Origin of the sequence: Polaribacter sp. IC073 (assembly GCF_007997075.1) — a bacterium.
In the GTDB taxonomy this organism is placed as follows: Bacteria; Bacteroidota; Bacteroidia; order Flavobacteriales; family Flavobacteriaceae; genus Polaribacter.
This window is the reverse complement of the sequence record NZ_VORS01000010.1, coordinates 95,591-116,859: the sequence shown is the minus strand read 5'-3', so window position 1 is coordinate 116,859 and position 21,269 is coordinate 95,591. Positions and strand designations below refer to the sequence as shown.

The window sequence follows — 21,269 nt, the reverse complement described above, 5'->3', positions numbered from 1 at the left end:
TTTAGGTATTATAATTAAATTTTTAGCTTAAAGACTGCATCGTTACCAACTTAAAGTATTCTCCTTTTTTAGCTAGCAATTCTTCGTGTTTACCCTGTTCTACAATTTTTCCTTTTTTCATCACTACAATTTTATCTGCTTTTTGAATGGTAGATAATCGGTGTGCAATGACCAAAGAAGTTCTGTTTTGCATCATTTTCTCTAACGCAATTTGAACCATTTGTTCCGATTCTGTGTCTAAAGCAGAAGTTGCTTCATCTAAAATCATAATTGGCGGATTCTTTAGAACAGCTCTCGCAATTGACAAACGTTGTTTTTGTCCGCCAGAAAGAGTGTTTCCGCTATCGCCAATATTTGTATCGTATTTTTCTGGTAAATCTTGAATAAATTCATCTGCATTTGCAATTTTGGCCGCTTCTAATATTGCTGCATCCGTTGCATTTTGCGTTCCTAATTTAATATTATTTGCAATTGTGTCATTAAATAAAATAGAATCTTGAGAAACAATGCCCATTAAATCTCGCAAAGATTTTTTTGTGATGTCTTTAATGTTGTTGCCATCAATAAAAACGTCCCCTTTATTCACATCATAAAAACGAGTAATAAGATTTGCTAAAGTAGATTTTCCACTACCAGATTGCCCTACCAAAGCAACAGTTTCTCCTTTATTAATTGTTAATGAAAAGTCTTTTAAAACATATTCATCTTTATATTTAAAAGAAATGTTTTTAAACTCAACTTTGCTTGTAAAATCTTCTTTTACAAGTGCATTTGGTATGTCTGTAATACTATTTTCAGTATTTAAGATAGACATAATTCTTTCTGCAGAAGCTTCTCCTTTCTGAATATTATAAAAGGTTGTTGTAATTAATTTTATAGGATTTAAAACGGTATAAAATAAGACAATGTAACCAAAAAACTCATCGGGCTGTAGAGAGCTTGTGTTCGATAAGACTTCTGTTCCGCCATACCAAAGAATGGCAATAATAGTTGCAGAACCTAAAAACTCACTCATTGGTGAAGCTAAGGTTTGCCTATGGATTACACTCGTCATTAATTGCTTAAAATTAAGTGTAGAGTTATTAAATTTTTTGGCAATAACACTTTCGGCATTAAAACCTTTAATAATTCTTAAACCTGTTAGAGTTTCTTCTATAAATGATAAAAAATTACCTGTTTCTGTTTGCGCTTTAACAGAGTTTGATTTTAGTTTTTTACTGATTGACGAAATTATAAATCCAGAAACTGGCAGTAACACAAAAACAAATAACGTTAATTTTAAACTCATAAAGAGCATAATTGAAATCGCTATAATTACTGTTAAAGGTTCTCTAACAATAGTCTCAATAGACGTTAGAATAGAGGTTTCTACTTCTTGCACATCAGAAGTCATACGTGCAATAATATCTCCTTTTCTTTTCTTTGAAAAGTAAGAAATTGGTAATTCTACAATCTTTTTATAAAGTTTATCTCGTAAATCTTTTACGATTCCTGTTCTTAAAAAAGTAATGACGTAAGAGGCTAAATATCTAAATAAATTTTTTAGAAAAAACAGAGAAATAGCTAATAAACAGATAAAGACTAGTGTTTTTATATTGCCTTCAGTTTCTATTTTAGTTGATATAAAATGATAAAAGCTATCTTTTAAATACGTGCCGATACGTGTGATACCTTCATAAGTAGGTTTCGCTGTAACCTTTTTATCCGTACCAAATAAAATACCTAAAACAGGTATAAATGCTAAGACAGATAGCACGTTAAAAATTGCATAAAGTATGTTGAATAGAATATTTAAAACAGTAAATTTTCGATACTTTTTCTCATATTTTAAAATGTCTTTAAAATAACCCATTAATTCAGTTTCATTTCTTTAATTATTCTTTGAATTTTAGCATCTAAGGCAGCTTCAATATTCGCTGCATTTTTAACATGGTCTAACTTCGTGTTCACACTAAAATAAAATTTTATTTTAGGTTCTGTTCCGCTAGGTCTCGCTGCAATTCTTGTTCCGTTTGCCGTTTGATAAATTAAAACATTAGATTTTGGTAAATCGATGTTTGTTACTTCACCAGTAATTAAATTTTTTCTGTTTGATGCTTGGTAATCAGAAAGTGATTCTACTTTTTCTCCGTCAATTTCTGTTAACGGGTTGTTGCGCATATCGCTTAACATTTGCTCAATTTCTGCAGCGCCATCCATTCCTTTCTTAGTAGTCGAAATTAAATGCTCTTTATAGAAGTTATTTCTAACATAAATACTTAATAATTCCTCATAAAAAGAACTTCCGTTTTGTTTTGCTAAAGCGGCAACTTCACAAGCTAAAAGCGTTGCGGTAACTGCATCTTTGTCTCGAACAAAATCTCCAATCATGTAGCCAAAGCTTTCTTCACCACCACCAATAAAATCCATCGATTCATGATCGCGAATCATTTTTGCAATCCACTTAAAACCAGTTAAACCAACCTTGGTTTCTACACCATAACTTTCTGCAGCTTTGTTTACCAACTCTGTAGAAACAATTGTAGAACCCACAAACTGATTTCCATTAATTTTGCCTGCTTCTTTCCATTTTTTTAGAAGAAATTCTGTCATGACAACCATCGTTTGGTTCCCATTCATTAATTTCATGTTTCCATTTGTATCTCTAACGGCAACACCTAATCTATCACAATCTGGGTCTGTACCAATTACAATATCAGCACCAATTTTGTTCGCTAAATCAGTTGCCAATTTTAAAGCTTCTGGTTCTTCTGGGTTTGGCGATTTTACCGTAGGGAAATCACCATCTGGTGCTCTTTGTTCTTCAACAATATGCACATCTGTATAGCCTGCTTTTGCCAAAGCATCTGGCACAGAGACAATTGATGTTCCGTGTAATGAAGTGAAAACTATTTTTAAATTTTTTCGATCTATCTTTTCAGATAAAGAACCATTTTTTACAGCACCTTCAATAAATGCGTCATCAACTTCTTTGCCTACGGTTTCAATTAAGGCTTCATTTGCTTCGAATTTAATTTCAGAAAAATCTAGAGCGTTTACGTTTCCTATAATTCCACCATCATGCGGAGGTACAATTTGTCCGCCATCTGCCCAATATACTTTGTAACCATTATATTCTGGGGGATTGTGAGAAGCAGTTAAAACAATACCAGCATCACAGTCTAAATGACGCACTGCGAATGACAATTCTGGTGTTGCTCTTAAATCTTCAAACAAAAACACTTTAATATTATTAGCAGAAAAAACATCGGAAACAATTTTAGCAAATTTCTTACTATTATGTCTACAATCGTAAGCAATTACAACACTTAACTGTTCTTTTTTTACGTTTTCTATCAAATAATTAGACAAACCTTGGGTTGCTCTACCTAACGTGTATTTATTTATTCTGTTCGTTCCTGCGCCCATAATCCCGCGCATTCCACCAGTTCCAAATTCCATGTCTTTATAGAATCTATCTGCTAAATCAGTAGCGTTAGAAGTAATTAATTCTTGAATTTCTTGTTGAGTTTCAGAATCAAAAGTAGGTGTTAACCATTGTTTTGCTTTGTCTAATATTTCGCTCATTTTGTTGCTTAAATTATGGTGATAAAATGCAAAGATACATTTTAGAAATTGAGTTTTTCTTTAACGGAATAGTGTTTTTCGTTGCCTTTGGTCTTAATTATCAATTCACCAATAAAACCTGCTAAAAACAATAAAGTTCCTAAAACCATGGACGTCAATGCAATAAAAAACCACGGATTGTCTGTTACTAGAATTGTTTTTATGCCGTTGTAAAGTTTATAAATCTTTAAAAGACCGATATAAAACGCAGATGTTGTACCGAATAGAAACATAAATGTACCCCAAAGACCAAAAAAGTGCATGGGTCTTTTTCCAAATTTGGATAAGAAGGAGATGGTAATTAAATCTAAAAAACCATTTACAAAACGGTCCATACCAAACTTTGTAACACCGTATTTTCTTGCTTGATGTTGCACTACTTTTTCGCCAATTTTGGTAAACCCTTCGTTTTTAGCCAACACAGGAATATATCTGTGCATTTCGCCGCTAACTTTTACGGTTTTAATAACAAGATTTTTATAGGCTTTTAAGCCGCAGTTAAAATCGTGTAGTTTTAATCCGGATGTTTTTCTGGCAGCAGCATTAAATAATTTAGAAGGAATGTTTTTGGTTACAACATTATCATACCGTTTCTTTTTCCAACCAGAAATAAGGTCGAAATCCTCTTTAATGATTAGGTCGTATAGCTCTGGTATTTCGTCAGGATTATCTTGTAAATCGGCATCCATGGTAATTACTACGTCACCTTTTGCCATTTCAAAACCGGCGTCTAAAGCTTGCGACTTCCCAAAGTTTTTTTGAAAACGAATTCCTTTTACAGCGTTGTTTTCTGAAGATAATTTTTCGATAACACTCCAAGAAGTATCTGTACTTCCGTCATCAATAAAAATTATTTCATATAAATAACGATTGGATTGCATAACTTTTGCAATCCAATCGTGTAATTCTTGTAAAGATTCTTCTTCGTTAAGAAGTGGTATGACTACCGAAATATCCATATATTGATATTAAGTTTACTGTTTTTAGCTCCTAAAGAGAACTTTTAAAACTTAGAATTCGTATGTTTAGTAAGTCTCTTCTTCAGATTTTTTCATAATTGCAGCAGCAATTGCAGCAACAATAAAACCTCCAACAGCATAACTAATAATTCCTAGTGCAGCTAATAAAACGGGTCCTTGAAAAGCTTTACCCATCTCATTTGCAGCTTCAACTTGCTCTTCAGACATTCCTTGGTCTAAAAAAGCTTCATTTTGAATGTCCATCATTTGTTGCATAAAGTTTGGTTCAATAAAAGTTAAGAATAAGTAATTGTAAATTACCAAAATTAACCCACCAACAATAGCAACACCTACACCAACTTTAACACCTTGTCCCCAAGAAAGAAAACCATTGTTTGCAGCCTTGTATTGCTTTATACCGTATAATATTGTTCCAATAAAAATGATAGCATTCACAACAGAAGCAGACCAGTGAGGTTTTAAATGATTACCAGTTGCATACAGTACAAGCGCAAAAATTACACTTGCTACCCCTAATATTACACCATTGTTTACAATAAAACCTTTACTATTTACTTGATTTTCCATATTTTAAATTTTAGTTAGTGATACAAATATATTCATTTCATTGAGATAGTCTTATTTTTTATTTTTTTTCGACAAATTTTCTCAACAATAGATTAGTATTCAGTAATTTAAAAATGTTACATAAAAATTAGCAAATTTTTAATTGTCAGAAGAAAAATCTGTTGTAAATTTGCAGCGGCAAGTCCTACACAACTAGCTCCCTTTGAATCCTCCAGGGCGGGAACGCAGCAAAGGTATTAGGTTGTAGCGGTGTGATGTAGGTAGCTTGCCATTTTTTTTATCTTAAATTTAATTTAAGATCTCTTCAAAAAGTCACACAAACAAACACATTCTTTATTTCCTTTTTCTAAAATTTAGCATACTTCATTTACTTTTAAGATATTTGCAGAAAGTATTGAAAGATTAAAAAAGAGTTCTTCTCAATTCTTCAATATTTTAATTCTTAATATTTTATGTCTAAAGTTGTACTAATTACTGGAGCTTCCTCTGGAATAGGAAAATCTATTGCTGTTTTTTTATCTGAAAAAGGATACAAAGTATATGGAACTAGTAGGAACCCTATAAAAAGTGAGAAATTACCTTTTGAACTAATTGCTTTAGATGTTTTAAAAGTGGATACCATTACTACCGCCATCGATTTTATAATTAAAAAAGAAGGCAGGTTAGATGTCTTGGTAAACAATGCAGGAATGGGAATTACAGGCCCAATAGAAGATACGCCTACAGATAAAATGCGCGCTGTTTTTAATACCAATTTATTTGGTACTATCGATGTAATGAAAGCGGTTTTACCACAAATGCGATATCAAAAAGCAGGCACAATTATAAATATAACTTCTATTGCGGGGTATATGGGGTTGCCCTTTAGGGGTTTGTATTCTGCCACAAAAGGAGCTTTAGAAACCATCACAGAAGCGGCAAGTATGGAGGTGAAACCTTTCGGAATTAAAGTTGTAAACGTTGCTCCGGGAGATTTTGCTACTAATATTGCCGCAGGAAGATACCATACGCCTGTTTTTGAAACATCTGCCTACAAAGAAAATTACCAAGTAAATTTAGATTTAATGGATGCACATGTAGAAGATGGAATGGATCCTGTAGAAATGGCGAAAGCAGTTTATAAAATTATAAATAAAAAAAATCCTAAAATACATTATAAAGTAGGTGCGAGTTTAGATAAGTTTTCTATTGTTTTAAAACGAATTTTGCCAGATTTATGGTTTGAAAAGTTGATGATGAACCATTATAAATTGTAAATAAGTAACTATCTTTGCGTTAGGGATTGAAGCAATTGTTTGAGCTCTTTTTTGTTTTTTCTAACAAAAAAAGCGAGTGCGAAAAGCCCGCTCGAACGCCCAAAAAAAACATAATAATTACAACTAAATAGATACAAATGAAATTTTTTATTGATACTGCAAATTTAGAGCAAATTAAAGAAGCGCAAGCTTTAGGAATTTTAGATGGTGTAACTACAAATCCGTCTTTAATGGCTAAAGAAGGAATTACTGGTGAAGCGAACATTATTAACCATTACAAAGAAATTTGTGAGTTGGTAGAAGGTGATGTTTCTGCAGAAGTAATAGCTACAGATTTTGACGGCATGGTAAAAGAAGGTGAAGCTTTGGCTGCTTTAAATCCGCAAATTGTAGTAAAATTACCAATGATAAAAGATGGTATTAAAGCGTGTAAATATTTTTCTTCTAAAGGAATTAAAACAAATGTAACGTTGGTGTTTTCTGCGGGTCAGGCTTTATTGGCAGCAAAAGCAGGTGCAACGTATGTTTCGCCGTTTATTGGTCGTTTAGACGATATTTCTACAGATGGTTTGAACTTGATTTCTGAGATTCGTTTAATTTATGATAATTACGGATTTGAAACTCAAATTTTAGCTGCTTCTGTGCGTCATACGATGCACATTATAGATTGTGCAAAATTAGGATCTGATGTAATGACGGGGCCTTTAAGCGCAATCGAAGGTTTGTTAAGACACCCTTTAACAGATAGTGGTTTGGCAAAGTTTTTAGAAGATTACAAGAAAGGAAACTAGAAAATAATTTTTAGTTATTAGTGTTTAATTGTGGGTATGTACTTGCAATTAAATACTGATTATTTGAAGCTATTTCCTGCTTTTCGTTGTATCTTTTTTTGAGAAAAACAAAAAAAGGATGTCACTTCAATCAGGGCTAAACTTGTTTGCAAACAAAAAGAAAAATGAAAAGCTAGCGCTCGTTTTTACGAGTGTCAGCCAAAAAAAAATAAAAGGTATTCGGTACTCGTTGCAAAAGAGCACTAGCAATATAATAAAAATGGTTTTTAGTTGTTGATTTTTCTTTAATGATTAAAATCGACAACTAAAAACTTTTAAATCTTAAAAAAGATTTAAAATGTATCCAAAAAAAGAACTCGCACAAATTGTAATTTCAGCCTGTTGTCAATTTAATATTGAGACCGTTGTTATTTCTCCAGGTTCAAGAAATGCTCCTTTAACGGTTGGTTTTTCGAACCATCCAGAAATTGAAACATTAAGCGTGGTAGATGAGCGATGTGCTGCTTTTTTTGCAGTAGGTATTGCGCAACAAACGCAAAAACCGGTTGCAATTGTATGTACTTCTGGTTCTGCTTTGTTAAATTATTATCCGGCAATTGCAGAAGCTTTTTACAGTAATATTCCGTTAGTTGTAATTTCTGCAGACAGACCAAAACATTTAATTGATATTGGAGACGGACAAACGATACGTCAAGAAAACGTGTTTGAAAATCATATTTTATTTTCTGCAAATTTAATTGAAAATGAGAAATACAAAACCAGAAACTCTCAATTAATAGGAGAGGCGTTACAAATAGCAGTTTCACAAAAAGGGCCTGTGCATATAAATGTTCCTTTTGATGAACCTTTGTATGAAACAGTTGAAGAGTTAACCCCTTTTAATTTTCCGCATATTTCTTTAAGTTCTTTAGATAATTCTCATATAGCGTATGATTATTTATCTAAAATTTGGAATGCAGCCGAAAAGAAAATGATTTTAGTGGGCGTGAATTATCCGGATGAAGATTTACATCAATTAATGGATTTGTATGCGGATGATGCATCTGTACTAATCTTAATAGAAACGACCTCTAATTTACACCAACACAAAGCGATTGATTCTATAGATCAGTTAATTTTTTCTTTGGATGAGCATCAGTTTGAAGATTTAAAACCAGAAGTATTAATCACTTTTGGAGGCATGATTATTTCTAAGAAAATAAAACAATTTTTAAGAAAGTATCCACCAAAGCATCATTGGAATATTGATGAAAATAAAGCTGTAAATACGTTTTTTTGTTTATCAGAATTTATTCAAATAAAACCGTTAGATTTCTTTACCAAATTTAATACAACAATAATAAAAAAAGAAAGTAAGTATCAACAAAAATGGTTGCAATTCCGTGATGAAAAACGGATAAAACACGCTGCATATTTATCAGAAATAAAGCATTCAGATTTTAAAGTTTTTGAACAAATTATAGCAAGTGTTCCTAGGTATAATCAGTTGCAAATTAGCAATAGTTCTATTATTAGATATGCACAATTGTTTAGTATTGATAAAACAAACAACGTGTTCTGTAATAGAGGTACAAGCGGAATTGATGGAAGTACAAGTACTGCTGTTGGAGCTGCTTTTGCAAATAAAAATCAGACTGTTTTTATAACAGGAGATTTAAGTTTTTTCTACGACAGTAATGCATTGTGGAATACCAATATTAAGGAGAATTTTAGAATTATAATAATTAATAATGCTGGTGGCGGAATTTTTAAAATTATTCCAGGACCAGGAACAACAAATGCTGCGAGGTATTTTGAGACTCCGCATCATTTAACGGCAGAACATTTATGTAAAATGTATGGTTTCGATTATTTAAAAGCAAACACCACAGCAACAGTAAGAACAACGTTAAAAGGTTTTTATGAAACATCAGAAAAACCAAAAATATTAGAAATTTTCACGCCAAGTGAAGCAAATGATTTAATTTTAAAGGAATATTTTAAATATATACAGTAATGGGTTTACAAGAAGATTTACGAGAAGGAGAAGATAATTTACAAGACGGAGAAGAGAACTTGGAAGAAGGAGCAATGAACTTGAAGGAGGGAGAGAAAGTGAGCTTAATCATTGAAACTGAAACAGGTTTAGGTTACACTGTTTTAATTAATGAAGAATTTGACGGTTTACTTTTTAGAAGTGAAGTTTTCCAGGAACTTGAAGAGAATATGGAGGTTGTTGGCTATGTGAAGAACATTCGTGAAGATGGTAAAATAGATGTTTCTTTAAGACCACAAGGTTTTAGAAATGTGATTGATTCGGATGTTGATAAAGTACTAGCTAGATTAAAAGATAGTAGAGAAGGTTTTATTTTAATTACAGATAAAAGTTCACCAGATTCTATTCGTTTTCATATGAAAATGAGCAAAAAAGCATTTAAAAAAGCAGTTGGTAATCTGTACAAGCAAAAATTAATTCTAATTAAAGAAGACAGAATTGAGTTGGTGAAGTAAAGAGAAATGAAAAAGTTATTATTTATTGCGTTAGTATTAACAGCTACAATGGCAAGCGCTCAATATACAGAGTATTTGGCGTCAGATAGACCAGGGCAAGCATTATCTTCTAGTACTGTTGGTGAAAAAGTTTTCCAAGTTCAAACGGGAATCGATTTTACTGAGAGTACTTCAGAGTTTTACCCAAGTTCTTATTTTAGATATGGTTTTTCTGAAAGGTTTGAGGTGAATTCTGGTTTTGTTTTATCTGGAGATACATTTGGGGGAGATTTAGAATCTTTTACCGTTGGTGCAAGGTATAACCTAAGTAAAAAGGAAAATAAAGTACAATCTAGTTTACAACTTTCACATGACTTGGGTAGTAGTATAAGTAGTACACAATTAATTTATATTCTTAGTAGTTCTTTTTCTGAAAAACTTGGATATACCGTTAATCTTGGACTTCATTTAAATGATAATTTAGGTTTTGATAATGGTATTTACATTTTCAATTTATCGTATGCATTTAATGATAAAGTTGGTGTCTTTGCAGAAACTTATGGTACATTTTCAAATAATAGCTTTCAAATGAATTTTGATGCTGGTGTCTATTACCTTTTAAATAATAATTTACAATTAGATGCACTTATAGGGAAAAATGAAGGTTTCTTTGGAGGTGCTGGGGTTACTTGGAGAATTCCGACCCAAAAGAAATAATTACCTGCCACCCAATCTTAATATATTTTCATAAAAAGCATCGGAATTTGGGTCTCCTGGATCCATTTTTCCGTACCCAATCTTATAATGTTTTAATGCTTTTTTGATGTTTTTACCCTCTTCATAATAACGTCCGATGTAGTAATCTCCCAAAGGAGAAGAAGGAAATAATTTTAAGATCATTTTACCAAAACTTAATAACTGATCACCGTTTTCTTTTTCTATAATAATATTTTCAATAGCAAAAATATCTTGCTCTCTAATGCCTAAATTACTTCCGAATAAATATTCAATATCTAAGTATTTATTTTCTAGGTAAGAAATGACATTTATAGGAGATAAGTCTTTTACTTTAGTCTCAAATTCTTCTTTAGAGATTGCCGAATAAATATCAAATACTTTTGTAAGAGCTCTAGGAATTGCTTCGCTAATAGCAGAAATACTACTATTTGTGATAATAGTATCATTAATAATATTAAAATTTTTGATTTCTAAACTGGCAAGCCCTTTTTGTAATTCGCTTATTCTTGTCTGCTTCGCATCAGAGAAAATAGTAGCATTATTAGTGTAAAAATAAAAAGTATTGTCCTTTTTTTGAAGTCTAGGTAAATTATAATCTTGCATTTGACCGCCAATAAAATTTGAAAAAGTTGGGTTTATGCAGATGTAAGCATTTATAAATGGAGTCTGTTCTCTTAGAAAATTTGTAATTAGGTTGGCAGAAGTTCCTTCACCAATCATAGAAATAAATGGCGAAGTTTTGTACTTGCTCTCTATATCAAAAATAATTTCATTTTTTATAAACTGATAAAACTTTTCGTTATCTGTGGTTAAATTTCCATTATCTATGTTAAAATAAGTGTCTTTTTTCCGCGTATTTGCCATTTGAATTCCAATAATAATTTGTTTTGGCGCTTTGTCTTTCGCTGCAAATAGTACTGCGTTACCAACATAAGCGTCAAATAAATATTCAGCATCTAAAACAATTGCTAGCGGATAGTATTTTTCTTCCTTCTCATCATAACCTTCCGGAAGGTATATTTTTATTTCTCTTTGATCATCTGCATAATCGGATGTAATTGTTTTTTTTAGAATTGTTTGTGAAAAACTACAAAGTGAAAAAAAGAAGAATATTAATGGAAGCGATTTCTGAATCATCATTTAGAATGTTTATTTTTGTAAACAAGAATGTTTGTTCTCTCTTAGAACGTCTAAAATACAAAAATATGATACAACCTGAATGGAAAGTAGCCAAAGAATATGAAGATATTACTTACAAAAAGTGTAATGGAGTTGCTAGAATAGCCTTTAATAGACCTAATGTTAGAAACGCTTTTAGACCAAAAACAACCAAAGAATTATACGATGCTTTTTATGATGCAGGCGAAGATACATCAATAGGGGTTGTGCTTCTTTCTGCAGAAGGACCTAGTACAAAAGACGGTGTTTATTCTTTCTGTTCTGGTGGCGATCAAAAAGCAAGAGGTCATCAAGGGTATGTCGGTGAAGATGGGTATCATAGATTAAATATATTAGAAGTGCAACGTTTGATCCGTTTTATGCCAAAAGCAGTAATTGCAGTGGTGCCAGGTTGGGCAGTTGGTGGCGGACATAGTTTACATGTCGTTTGTGATTTAACTTTGGCAAGTAAAGAACACGCTATTTTTAAACAAACAGATGCAGATGTAACCTCTTTTGATGGTGGTTATGGTTCTGCGTATTTGGCAAAAATGGTAGGTCAGAAAAGAGCGAGAGAAATTTTCTTTTTAGGAAGAAATTATTCAGCTCAAGAAGCCTACGATATGGGAATGGTTAATGCAGTTATTCCGCACGAAGAATTAGAAAGTACGGCGTATGAGTGGGCACAAGAAATTTTAGAGAAAAGTCCGACTTCGATAAGAATGCTAAAGTTTGCCATGAACTTAACAGATGACGGAATGGTGGGACAACAAGTTTTTGCTGGCGAAGCAACGCGTTTAGCATATATGACGGATGAAGCAAAAGAAGGAAGAGATGCTTTTTTGGAGAAAAGAAAGCCTAATTTTCCTAAAAAATGGATACCATAGATCAATTTTTAGTCTTCAGTTGGCAGTTTTTAGTTGCAGTTTAAAGGGGTCGTTATAAATTATAGCTGTCAGAATGAGCTTATTGAAGTCTTAATTAAAATTTTTTAAATTTTCAATTACGAATTCTGATAACTCGTAATTCATAATTAATTACAATGAAATCACAAATAGTAACATTTTTAATAAAATGTCCAGATCAAAAAGGACTGGTTGCAAAAATCACCAGTTTCTTTTATGAAAAAGGATTCAATATTATAAGTTGTCAGCAATATGTAAATGCCATTGAAGATACTTATTTTATGAGAGTTCGTTTAAATGCAGAAGGAACAGAAATATCTAAAAATACTTTAGAAAATAGTTTTTTAGAATTGGCAAAACCGTTACAATTTGATTGGTCTGTAAATTATGGCGGTACAAAGCAGAATGTTGCCATTATGGTTTCGCATACAAGTCATAATTTATACGATTTGCTAGAGCGATCTAAAGAAGGTCGTTTAGATTGTACTATAAAAATGATTATCAGTAATCATGATAAACTAAGAAACATTGCAGAAATGTTTGAAATACCCTTTCATTATCTTCCAGTTACAAAAGAGACTAAACTACAGCAAGAAGCAGAAGTTATAGCGCTATTAGATGCTAATGAAGTAGATTTAGTGATTATGGCTAGATATATGCAAATTTTATCAGCAGATTTTATCAATCATTATCCAAAGAGAATTATCAATATTCATCATTCTTTTTTGCCTGCTTTTCAAGGTGCAAATCCTTATAAAAAAGCATACGAAAGAGGCGTAAAATTAATAGGAGCAACCGCACATTATGCGACTGTAGATTTAGATGAAGGACCAATTATAGAGCAAGATGTAAAACCTGTAACGCACGAAAGTACACCAACAACTTTAAAAATAATTGGTGCAGATATAGAAAAATTGGTACTGGCAAGAGCGGTAAAATGCCATTTAAACCATCAAATAATCGTTTCAGGAAATAGAGCAATTGTTTTTCCAGAAGCTGGGGAATAAAAAAGTAGGCAGTAATTCAGTTGCAGTTTGCAGTCGAGTATAAATAAAAGCATGAATTTTAATTTTTGAACCATTTAATTTTCAATACATAAAAATGAAAATAATCTGTATTGGGCGCAATTACGCAAAGCATATTGAAGAGTTAGCCAACGAGAGACCAGATAATCCTGTTGTTTTTCTAAAGCCAGATTCTGCTATTTTACCAAGAAAAAATCCTTTTTTTATTCCCCCTTTTTCTAAAGATGTTCATTATGAAGTAGAGGTTTTGATAAAAATTAATAAAGTAGGAAAACACATAGATGCAAAGTTTGCGCATAAATATTATGATGAAATCGGATTAGGAATTGATTTTACAGCGAGAGATGTGCAAGCTAAATGCAAAGAAAAAGGATTGCCTTGGGAAAAAGCGAAAGCATTTGATGGAAGCGCAGTTGTAGGTGAGTTTTATCCGAAGGAAGATTTCGACTTAGAAAACTTACAATTTCAATTGTATAAGAATGATGAGATTGTTCAAGATGGAAACACCAATGCAATGTTGTGGAAAACAGATGAATTGATTTCTTATGTTTCGCAATACTTTACCTTAAAAAAAGGAGACATTATTTTTACAGGAACACCCGCAGGAGTTGGTAAAGTTGTAGAGAATGATCATTTAAAAGGAATTATAGCAGGCAAAGAAGCTTTTAATATTAGAGTGAAGTAAATTATTGAGATTTCACAGGTTTTAAAATTGTGGGGTCTGAAATTTTAAAATATATGCAAGCAGAAATCATAACTATAGGAGACGAAATTCTAATCGGACAAATTGTAGATACAAATTCACAGTGGATTGGTCAGCAATTAAATAAAATCGGAGTTTCAGTATATCAAATAACGTCTATTCAAGATGATAAACAGCACATTCTTAATGCCTTTAAAGAAGCACAAGAAAGAGTCGCTATTGTTATCATTACTGGAGGTTTAGGCCCTACAAAAGATGATATCACTAAGAAAACAATTGCAGAATTTTTTAAAGATGATGCTATTGTAGAGTATCCCGAAGTTGTAGCGCATATAAAAGAACTGTTTCAAAAGATAAAGCATCCATTTCAGGAAATTCAGCGTACGCAAGCACAATTGCCTTCAAAAGCTACCCTATTAATGAATAATTTAGGAACGGCACCAGGAATGTGGTTTTATGAAAATAATACTGTCTTTGTGTCACTTCCAGGAGTTCCTTATGAAATGAAGGGATTAATTATCGAGCAGGTTTTACCAAGAATTCAGAAACAATTTAAGTTGCCTTTTATTATTCATAAAACAATTATGACCTATGGTGCAGGCGAAAGTATGATTGCCGAAAGAATTGAAGAATTTGAAAACAATTTACCGGCTTATATCAAGTTGGCTTATTTGCCCTCTTTTGGTAAAGTTAGACTGCGTTTATCCGCCAAAGGCGAAAACAGAGAAATTCTAGAAAAAGCATTGAATGAGAAGGTAAAAGCAATTTATCAATTAATACCAGAAATTATTACAGGTTTAGATGATGATAGCTCTTTAGAGAGAAGTGTAGGCGAGTTGTTAAAGAAAGCGAATAAAACAATTGCTACTGCAGAAAGTGTAACGGGTGGTCAAATAGCAGCGACTTTAGTTTCGGTAGCAGGTTCATCTGCCTATTATAAAGGAAGTATTATAGCGTACTCTGCAGAAACAAAAATTAATTTATTGGGGGTTTCCGCAGAAACGATACAAAAACATACGGTTGTAAGTAAAGAAGTAGCGTTAGAAATGGCGAGAGGAGTCAAAGAGAAACTGCAAACAAATTACGCAATTGCAGTAACAGGAAATGCAGGCCCCACAACAGATGATACAGATAAAAGTGTAGGCGTAGTTTACGTTGCTTTTATCTCAGATGAGAAAGAAATTGTGCAAGAATTTAACTTTGGCCAACCCAGAGAAAAGGTCATTAATAGAACTGTTAGTAAATCATTAGAAATCTTGCGAAAAGAAATTCTTTAAAAATGTGTAAAATTGTTTTGTTCAGAATTAGATTTATATGTACATTTGCACCTCGTTTAGAGATAACACTATAAATACTGTCGAAAAGATGTCTAGAGTTTGTGAATTAACAGGAAAAAAAGCAATGGTTGGGAACAATGTTTCTCACGCTTTGAATAGAACAAAGAGAAAGTTTGACGCTAATCTAATGAACAAGCGTTTTTACATTCCAGAAGAAGATAAATGGATCACTTTAAAAGTATCTGCGTCTGCTTTAAAAAATATTAACAAGAAAGGAATTTCTGCAGTTATAAAAGAAGCGAGAGCTAACGGATTTTTAACTAAGTAAGTTCAAGCAGATTAAAATTATACAGAGATGGCAAAAAAAGGTAACAGAGTTCAAGTAATATTAGAATGTACAGAACACAAAGCAACTGGTAAACCAGGTACTTCTAGATACATTACAACAAAGAACAAGAAAAACAGTCCTGATAGAATGGAGATTAAGAAATTTAACTCTATCTTAAATAAAATGACTGTTCACAAAGAAATTAAATAATTAATATATCTAGAACTCAGAACAGAGCATATAGATTAAAAACATTTAGACAATGGCAAAAAAAACAGTAGCATCATTACAAACATCTTCAAAAAGATTATGTAAAGCTATAAAAATGGTAAAATCTCCAAAAACAGGAGCTTACACTTTTGTAGAATCAATTATGCAACCAGAGAAAGTAGATGGCTTTTTAGCAAAAAAGTAATATTTACTATACAAAATATATAAAGCTACTTTCTAATTTTAGAAAGTAGCTTTTTTTGTGCCTTATTATTCCGTATTTTTGGGCGTTCCCTAAAGGTCGCGCTTTCGGCAGTCGCTCTTTGCAAGGAGCTCCAGCAAAGCCTCTATCGCTAACGCAAAAGGCATTTTAAGTGACAATTTGACCAAACCCAACAAATGGCACGTTTTTTAACGTATTCTTTGTATCGTATAAAATATAAAAATGAGTTTTTTTAAAAAGATATTTTCAAAAGAAAAAAAGGAAACATTAGACAAAGGTTTAGAGAAAACAAAAACTAATTTTTTAGATAAACTATCTAAAGCTGTTGCGGGTAAATCTAAAGTAGATGACGATGTTTTAGATAATTTAGAAGAGGTTCTAGTGGCTTCTGATGTTGGTGTAAATACTACGTTAAAAATTATTACACGAATAGAAGCAAGAGTTGCCAAAGACAAATACGTTGGTACAGACGAACTGAATAAAATTCTTAGAGAAGAAATTGCAGGTTTATTATCTGAAACCAATCTTGGTAATGAAACCGAATTTACAATTCCAGCAGATAAAAAACCGTATGTAATAATGGTTGTTGGTGTGAACGGAGTTGGTAAAACAACTACAATTGGTAAGTTGGCAGCACAATTTAAAAAACAAGGTTTAAAAGTAGTTTTAGGAGCAGCAGATACTTTTAGAGCAGCAGCCATAGATCAACTACAGGTTTGGGCAGATAGAACAGATGTGCCAATTGTACGTCAAGATATGGGGTCTGACCCTGCTTCTGTAGCGTTTGATACGTTAACATCTGCGGTAAAACAAAATGCAGATGTTGTAATTATAGATACTGCTGGTAGATTGCATAATAAAGTCAATTTAATGAATGAGTTGACAAAAATTAAACGTGTAATGCAAAAAGTAATAGTAGACGCACCACATGAAGTTTTATTGGTTTTAGATGGTTCTACTGGTCAAAATGCATTTGAACAGGCAAAACAATTTACCTTAGCAACCGAAGTTACTTCTTTGGCAGTTACGAAATTAGATGGTACAGCAAAAGGAGGAGTTGTAATTGGTATTTCAGATCAATTTAAAATACCTGTTAAATATATCGGAGTAGGAGAAGGCATCGACGATTTACAAGTTTTTAACAAGCACGAGTTTGTAGATTCTTTTTTTAAGTAGAAAATAAATTCATTATAAAGTAAAGAAAAAACTCCTTAAAGGAGTTTTTTTTATGTTCAAAAATGAATATCACTTTATCATTTTTTTCTTTAATTTCTATTTAGGACACAATATAAATTAGCGAAAAAACTGAAATGAAAATCCACAAACATAAAGCTAAGAGTATTGGTTTTATTCCAGTTGATTTTAAATCTGTTATAGAAATTGTAGACCCTACAAGAAATAATGTTAGTATTAATAACCTTTTAGAATAGCACACAATTTCACTTGTTATTAAAGTAGGAAGTAAGTGGTAACTATTTATAAATATTGCTACGATAAAAAGTAAAATGAAATAGGGGATTTTTATTTTTTCACCTTTCGTTTTAAAAAGGAAAACTGAAAAAACTGATAACGGAATTATCCAAAGTGTTCTAGATAGTTTTACGGTTGTTGCAATTCTTAAGGCTTCTTCCCCGTAGCTTAAAGCTGCACCAACAACAGAACTGGTGTCGTGTATTGCAATGGCACACCACAAACCAAACTGTTCTTGTGACAAGTGTAACAAATGTCCAACTGCAGGAAAAACAAATAATGCAATAGAGTTTAATAAAAATACAATTCCTAAAGCAGTGCTTATAGATTTGTTATTCGCTTTAATTACAGGTGAAATTGCAGCAATGGCACTTCCTCCGCATATAGCTGTTCCAGAAGTAATTAAATAACCTAGTTTTTTGTCTAATTGAAATAGCTTAGTAAGCAATAGTCCTAAACTAATTGTTAGAATAATAGAGAAAAAGGTTAAACTAAAGCCTTGTTTACTGGTAGCAAGTGTTTCTTTTATGAGCATACCAAAACCCAAACCTACTACAGCTATTTTTAAAAAATGATGAATGGCTTTATGACTACTAGATTTAAAAGGATTCTTAAAAATCAGTGCAAATATAAATCCTACTATTAGCGCTGTCGCACTATTAATTGAACTAAATAGCACAATAATTGCTATTAAAAAGAAAATTATTTTTGTGACTGTACTTTTCATATCGTTTGATTTATCGATACAAAATTAGATACATTAAATAACTTTAAAGCAAATTAATTTATTGTTTGATATAACTAAAAGTTATAGTTGTTTAAGGTGTATTTTTCAAATTTAGTCATTAAATCTGATTGATATCCGGTTCTAGAAACAAAATAAAACCATCTTTCAATAGCTAAATCCTTTACATCAATAATTTTAAGTTTGTTATTTATTAAATCCTCAGATATTGCATGAATCGAGATAAAAGCATAATTGTCAGAATTAAAAAGATAATTTTTAATAGCTTCAGTACTATTTAATGTGACTACTGTGTTTAGTTTTTTAATATTATGATTGTTTAAATATTGAAATACAATCTCTTTAGTTCCGGAGCCCATCTCACGTGAAATAAACGGAATTTCTTGCAATACTTTTAGGTTAATAGCTCCTTTTTTAAAAGTTTGATTCTTAGCATTAGTAACTAATACAATTTCATCTTTAGTAAATTTATTGAATTGTAATTTTCGATTGGTGTTCTTACCTTCTATGATTCCGAAGTTTAATTCTTGATTTAATATTAGTCCTTCAATTTCGTCTGAGTTTCCTGTAGTTATCTTAAATTTTGTTTTGGGAAACTGAACTCTAAACTTTGCAATTACTTTAGGCATGATGTAATTTGCCAATGTTGAGCTAACACCAAAGCTTACCAAACCAGGGAAATGCTCACTTTTGTGTAAGAATGTATTTTCCATTTCCGTATAAATACCTAAAATTTTATTGGTGTAAATTAAAAAGGCTTTTCCTTCGCTGGTTAATTCTATGGAGTTCCTTTTTCTTAGAAATAGAGTCGTTTTATATGCTTCTTCTAAATTTCTTATTGTTTTAGAGATTGCAGGTTGAGAAATAAATAATTGTTCGGCAGCTTTAGTAAAACTTAAATGGTTTACGACAACTTTAAAAGTAAGAAGTTTTGTTTTCATAAGCGCTTATTTACAATTTTAATAATTTAAACCTGTAAATAGCGAAGTTCTAAAAAATAAAATTGAGAAACAAACTTAATATCCTCGAGGTTTTTCTATCTAATTGATTAAGAAGTTTATCCTTTTGCTTATTCCTATCGTTGTAATCTCATTATTCAACAAGTATATTTAAAAAGGTTTTAAACAGTATCTTTGATGTTATAATTCAGACTCATGAAAAAATTTTTACTTTGTATAGTTTCCATTTCTTTTGTTATTGGCTGTCAAACCAAAAAAGAAAAAGGACCACTAGTTATTTTTAAAAAATATGACGAAACTGCAGCTTTAGAAAAACAGCAAAGTCATGAAAGTAACAGAATGCAATTCAAACTGTTTCAGTCTAAATACTTAGACATGAATACTGTTTTTGAATCCTTTAATGAAGATTTAGCCTATTTTTCAGAGGAAAATTATACTGCATTAAAACCACTTATTTTAGAACAAGACATTCCTACGCTTCAAAAAAATATCAAAGAAGGAAAACTTTCTTACGAAAAACTAACTTTGTTTTATTTGTACCGAATTCGGAAATTTGAGAGTGATTCTACAAAATCGTTAAACAGCATTATCAGTTTAAATCCTGATGTTTTAAAACAAGCAAGAGCAAGAGATCAGCACAGAAAAGAGAATAGCGAGCACTCTATATTCGGAATGCCTGTGTTATTAAAAGACAATATCAATACCAAAGATATGCCAACAACTGCAGGTGCAATCGTTTTGGCAGATAATAAAAACACCAAAGACGCTTTTATTGTGGAAAAATTGCGCGAAAATGGTGCGTTAATTTTAGGAAAAGTAAATTTAAGTGAATGGGCTTATTTTTTCTGCTCGGGTTGTCCGTTGGGGTATTCTGCAATTGGTGGACAGACCTTAAATCCGTATGGAAGAGGCATTTTTGAAACCGGCGGAAGTTCTGCGGGAAGTGGTGTTGCCATCGCTGCAAATTTTGCAGTAGCAGCAGTTGGTACAGAAACTGCAGGTTCTATTACGTCGCCATCTAGTTTAAATTCTGTAGTGGGTTTAAAGCCAACCATTGGTGTTTTTAGTAGAAAGGGAATTGTACCAATTTCTTCAACATTAGATACTCCCGGCCCCATGACAAGAAATGTAATTGACAATGCTATTTTTATGAATGCAATGAGTGGTTACGATAGAAAAGATCGGGCTTCCAAAAAAATAGAAGAAGATTATTATCAAAATGGATTCAAACAAAAATTTGAAGATAGAAAATTAGGCGTTTTAAAAACACTGATGGCAGATTCTATCTATGCAGCAACCGTAGAAAGATTTCGAAAAGTAGGTGTAGAGATTGTAGAAATTACGCCACCAGAAATTTCTTTCGAGGGTTTTACAACCTTGTTAAATATCGATATGAAACACGATTTACCAAGGTATTTATCTAAATTTGCAGACAAAAAAATAAAGATAAAGTCAGTAAAAGAGGTGACTGCATTCAATTTACAAGATTCTGTTTTAAGAGCTCCTTACGGACAACAGTTATTTGACGGGATTGTAAACGACAAAACCACTTTAAGAGAATTAAAGGTAATTAAGAACAATTTAGAAAAAGAAGGAAGAAAATTTTTTGAAGCTTTAAAAGATGAGAAATTAGATGCTATTCTGTCTATTAACAACTATCATTCTGGTATTGCAGCAGTGGCAAAGTACCCAACACTTACGGTTCCTATGGGATATAAAAATTCTGGAGAACCTATAAGTTTAACGTTTATTGGAGTGCCTTTTTCCGAAAGAAAATTATTAGAAATTGGGTATGCTTTTGAACAATTGACAAAAGTGAGAAAAATGCCTAAAAACTATCAATAGAAAGAATACCAATC

21 protein-coding genes and 1 other RNA gene are annotated in these 21,269 nt (G+C 31.9%); 15 read left to right on the top strand and 7 right to left on the bottom strand.

Features of this window, described 5'->3' with window-relative positions:
• Window positions 1-22: 22 nt before the first annotated feature.
• From ES045_RS14550 to ES045_RS14535, 4 genes are all read right to left on the bottom strand, one after another.
• Entirely contained in the window at window positions 23-1,852 is a 1,830-nt protein-coding gene (locus tag ES045_RS14550) for an ABC transporter ATP-binding protein (protein WP_147117008.1), read from the bottom strand.
• Complete coding sequence (locus ES045_RS14545) at window positions 1,852-3,567, bottom strand: phospho-sugar mutase (protein WP_147117007.1); 1,716 nt, start codon at window positions 3,565-3,567, stop codon at window positions 1,852-1,854. The genes ES045_RS14550 and ES045_RS14545 overlap by 1 nt, the downstream gene beginning before the upstream one ends.
• A gap of 41 nt (window positions 3,568-3,608) precedes the next feature.
• Window positions 3,609-4,565, bottom strand: coding sequence for a glycosyltransferase family 2 protein (locus ES045_RS14540; protein WP_147117006.1), 957 nt, complete (start codon window positions 4,563-4,565; stop codon window positions 3,609-3,611).
• 66 nt (window positions 4,566-4,631) lie between these two features.
• Window positions 4,632-5,153, bottom strand: coding sequence for a DUF4199 domain-containing protein (locus ES045_RS14535; RefSeq protein WP_147117005.1), 522 nt, complete (start codon window positions 5,151-5,153; stop codon window positions 4,632-4,634).
• Between the two features lie 175 nt (window positions 5,154-5,328).
• Here ES045_RS14535 and ffs point away from each other — a divergent pair.
• The 6 genes from ffs (at window position 5,329) to ES045_RS14505 (ending at window position 10,386) form a co-directional block, all read left to right on the top strand.
• Window positions 5,329-5,427: signal recognition particle sRNA small type (gene ffs, locus ES045_RS14530), an RNA gene on the top strand.
• Window positions 5,428-5,605: 178 nt separating this feature from the next.
• Complete coding sequence (locus tag ES045_RS14525) at window positions 5,606-6,409, top strand: SDR family oxidoreductase (RefSeq protein WP_147117004.1); 804 nt, start codon at window positions 5,606-5,608, stop codon at window positions 6,407-6,409.
• A 137-nt stretch (window positions 6,410-6,546) separates the two neighbouring features.
• Window positions 6,547-7,200, top strand: coding sequence for a fructose-6-phosphate aldolase (gene fsa / locus ES045_RS14520; protein ID WP_147117003.1), 654 nt, complete (start codon window positions 6,547-6,549; stop codon window positions 7,198-7,200).
• A 337-nt stretch (window positions 7,201-7,537) separates the two neighbouring features.
• Window positions 7,538-9,196, top strand: coding sequence for a 2-succinyl-5-enolpyruvyl-6-hydroxy-3-cyclohexene-1-carboxylic-acid synthase (gene menD / locus ES045_RS14515; protein ID WP_147117002.1), 1,659 nt, complete (start codon window positions 7,538-7,540; stop codon window positions 9,194-9,196).
• Entirely contained in the window at window positions 9,196-9,690 is a 495-nt protein-coding gene (locus ES045_RS14510) for a DNA-binding protein (protein WP_147117001.1), read from the top strand. Before menD ends, ES045_RS14510 begins: the two co-directional genes overlap by 1 nt.
• Before the next feature lie 6 nt (window positions 9,691-9,696).
• On the top strand, window positions 9,697-10,386 hold the full coding sequence (locus ES045_RS14505) for a transporter (RefSeq protein ID WP_147117000.1): 690 nt from the start codon (window positions 9,697-9,699) through the stop codon (window positions 10,384-10,386).
• Here ES045_RS14505 and ES045_RS14500 read toward each other — a convergent pair whose 3' ends face one another.
• Window positions 10,387-11,547, bottom strand: coding sequence for an alpha/beta hydrolase-fold protein (locus ES045_RS14500; protein WP_223267267.1), 1,161 nt, complete (start codon window positions 11,545-11,547; stop codon window positions 10,387-10,389).
• A 65-nt stretch (window positions 11,548-11,612) separates the two neighbouring features.
• On the opposite strand from ES045_RS14500, the gene ES045_RS14495 reads away from it, so the two are divergent.
• The 8 genes from ES045_RS14495 to ftsY all read left to right on the top strand — a co-directional run bounded on the left by ES045_RS14495 (window position 11,613) and on the right by ftsY (window position 17,412).
• Complete coding sequence (locus ES045_RS14495; RefSeq protein WP_147116999.1) at window positions 11,613-12,452, top strand: 1,4-dihydroxy-2-naphthoyl-CoA synthase; 840 nt, start codon at window positions 11,613-11,615, stop codon at window positions 12,450-12,452.
• A 155-nt stretch (window positions 12,453-12,607) separates the two neighbouring features.
• Complete coding sequence (gene purU / locus ES045_RS14490; RefSeq protein WP_147116998.1) at window positions 12,608-13,477, top strand: formyltetrahydrofolate deformylase; 870 nt, start codon at window positions 12,608-12,610, stop codon at window positions 13,475-13,477.
• A gap of 94 nt (window positions 13,478-13,571) precedes the next feature.
• A complete protein-coding gene (locus ES045_RS14485; RefSeq protein WP_147116997.1) occupies window positions 13,572-14,180 on the top strand; it encodes a fumarylacetoacetate hydrolase family protein in 609 nt (202 codons plus the stop codon).
• A gap of 53 nt (window positions 14,181-14,233) precedes the next feature.
• On the top strand, window positions 14,234-15,475 hold the full coding sequence (locus ES045_RS14480; protein WP_147117042.1) for a competence/damage-inducible protein A: 1,242 nt from the start codon (window positions 14,234-14,236) through the stop codon (window positions 15,473-15,475).
• A gap of 88 nt (window positions 15,476-15,563) precedes the next feature.
• Window positions 15,564-15,803 carry a 50S ribosomal protein L28 gene (rpmB, locus tag ES045_RS14475; protein ID WP_147116996.1) on the top strand — a complete coding sequence of 80 codons (240 nt, stop codon included), beginning with the start codon at window positions 15,564-15,566 and terminating at the stop codon, window positions 15,801-15,803.
• Window positions 15,804-15,830: 27 nt separating this feature from the next.
• Window positions 15,831-16,013, top strand: a complete 183-nt coding sequence (gene rpmG, locus ES045_RS14470; protein WP_077809620.1) for a 50S ribosomal protein L33 — start codon at window positions 15,831-15,833, stop codon at window positions 16,011-16,013.
• Window positions 16,014-16,065: 52 nt separating this feature from the next.
• The gene (locus tag ES045_RS14465; protein WP_147116995.1) at window positions 16,066-16,218 is read left to right on the top strand and encodes a DUF4295 domain-containing protein; all 153 of its coding nucleotides are present in this window, start codon (window positions 16,066-16,068) and stop codon (window positions 16,216-16,218) included.
• A 240-nt stretch (window positions 16,219-16,458) separates the two neighbouring features.
• On the top strand, window positions 16,459-17,412 hold the full coding sequence (gene ftsY, locus ES045_RS14460) for a signal recognition particle-docking protein FtsY (protein ID WP_147116994.1): 954 nt from the start codon (window positions 16,459-16,461) through the stop codon (window positions 17,410-17,412).
• A gap of 100 nt (window positions 17,413-17,512) precedes the next feature.
• Here ftsY and ES045_RS14455 read toward each other — a convergent pair whose 3' ends face one another.
• Together ES045_RS14455 and ES045_RS14450 are read right to left on the bottom strand one after the other, a co-directional pair.
• Entirely contained in the window at window positions 17,513-18,433 is a 921-nt protein-coding gene (locus ES045_RS14455; protein WP_147116993.1) for a YeiH family protein, read from the bottom strand.
• Between the two features lie 74 nt (window positions 18,434-18,507).
• Window positions 18,508-19,392 (bottom strand): LysR family transcriptional regulator, encoded by an 885-nt coding sequence (locus ES045_RS14450; protein WP_147116992.1) that lies wholly within the window; start codon window positions 19,390-19,392, stop codon window positions 18,508-18,510.
• Between the two features lie 213 nt (window positions 19,393-19,605).
• Between ES045_RS14450 and ES045_RS14445 the strand changes: the two genes are divergently transcribed.
• Window positions 19,606-21,255, top strand: a complete 1,650-nt coding sequence (locus ES045_RS14445) for an amidase family protein (protein WP_147116991.1) — start codon at window positions 19,606-19,608, stop codon at window positions 21,253-21,255.
• Window positions 21,256-21,269: the final 14 nt, after the last annotated feature.

Bases quoted from the DNA above. Each gene is read 5' to 3' on its own strand.
- rpmG (WP_077809620.1), top strand. From the start codon at position 15,831: ATGGCAAAAAAAGGTAACAGAGTTCAAGTAATATTAGAATGTACAGAA.
- rpmB (WP_147116996.1), top strand. From the start codon at position 15,564: ATGTCTAGAGTTTGTGAATTAACAGGAAAAAAAGCAATGGTTGGGAAC.
- ES045_RS14535 (WP_147117005.1), bottom strand. From the start codon at position 5,153: ATGGAAAATCAAGTAAATAGTAAAGGTTTTATTGTAAACAATGGTGTA.
- ES045_RS14545 (WP_147117007.1), bottom strand. From the start codon at position 3,567: ATGAGCGAAATATTAGACAAAGCAAAACAATGGTTAACACCTACTTTT.
- ES045_RS14500 (WP_223267267.1), bottom strand. From the start codon at position 11,547: ATGATGATTCAGAAATCGCTTCCATTAATATTCTTCTTTTTTTCACTT.
- ES045_RS14510 (WP_147117001.1), top strand. From the start codon at position 9,196: ATGGGTTTACAAGAAGATTTACGAGAAGGAGAAGATAATTTACAAGAC.
- ES045_RS14480 (WP_147117042.1), top strand. From the start codon at position 14,234: ATGCAAGCAGAAATCATAACTATAGGAGACGAAATTCTAATCGGACAA.
- menD (WP_147117002.1), top strand. From the start codon at position 7,538: ATGTATCCAAAAAAAGAACTCGCACAAATTGTAATTTCAGCCTGTTGT.
- ES045_RS14450 (WP_147116992.1), bottom strand. From the start codon at position 19,392: ATGAAAACAAAACTTCTTACTTTTAAAGTTGTCGTAAACCATTTAAGT.
- ES045_RS14455 (WP_147116993.1), bottom strand. From the start codon at position 18,433: ATGAAAAGTACAGTCACAAAAATAATTTTCTTTTTAATAGCAATTATT.
- ES045_RS14525 (WP_147117004.1), top strand. From the start codon at position 5,606: ATGTCTAAAGTTGTACTAATTACTGGAGCTTCCTCTGGAATAGGAAAA.
- ES045_RS14445 (WP_147116991.1), top strand. From the start codon at position 19,606: ATGAAAAAATTTTTACTTTGTATAGTTTCCATTTCTTTTGTTATTGGC.
- fsa (WP_147117003.1), top strand. From the start codon at position 6,547: ATGAAATTTTTTATTGATACTGCAAATTTAGAGCAAATTAAAGAAGCG.
- ES045_RS14540 (WP_147117006.1), bottom strand. From the start codon at position 4,565: ATGGATATTTCGGTAGTCATACCACTTCTTAACGAAGAAGAATCTTTA.
- ES045_RS14550 (WP_147117008.1), bottom strand. From the start codon at position 1,852: ATGGGTTATTTTAAAGACATTTTAAAATATGAGAAAAAGTATCGAAAA.
- ES045_RS14465 (WP_147116995.1), top strand. From the start codon at position 16,066: ATGGCAAAAAAAACAGTAGCATCATTACAAACATCTTCAAAAAGATTA.
- ES045_RS14485 (WP_147116997.1), top strand. From the start codon at position 13,572: ATGAAAATAATCTGTATTGGGCGCAATTACGCAAAGCATATTGAAGAG.
- ES045_RS14505 (WP_147117000.1), top strand. From the start codon at position 9,697: ATGAAAAAGTTATTATTTATTGCGTTAGTATTAACAGCTACAATGGCA.
- purU (WP_147116998.1), top strand. From the start codon at position 12,608: ATGAAATCACAAATAGTAACATTTTTAATAAAATGTCCAGATCAAAAA.
- ES045_RS14495 (WP_147116999.1), top strand. From the start codon at position 11,613: ATGATACAACCTGAATGGAAAGTAGCCAAAGAATATGAAGATATTACT.
- ftsY (WP_147116994.1), top strand. From the start codon at position 16,459: ATGAGTTTTTTTAAAAAGATATTTTCAAAAGAAAAAAAGGAAACATTA.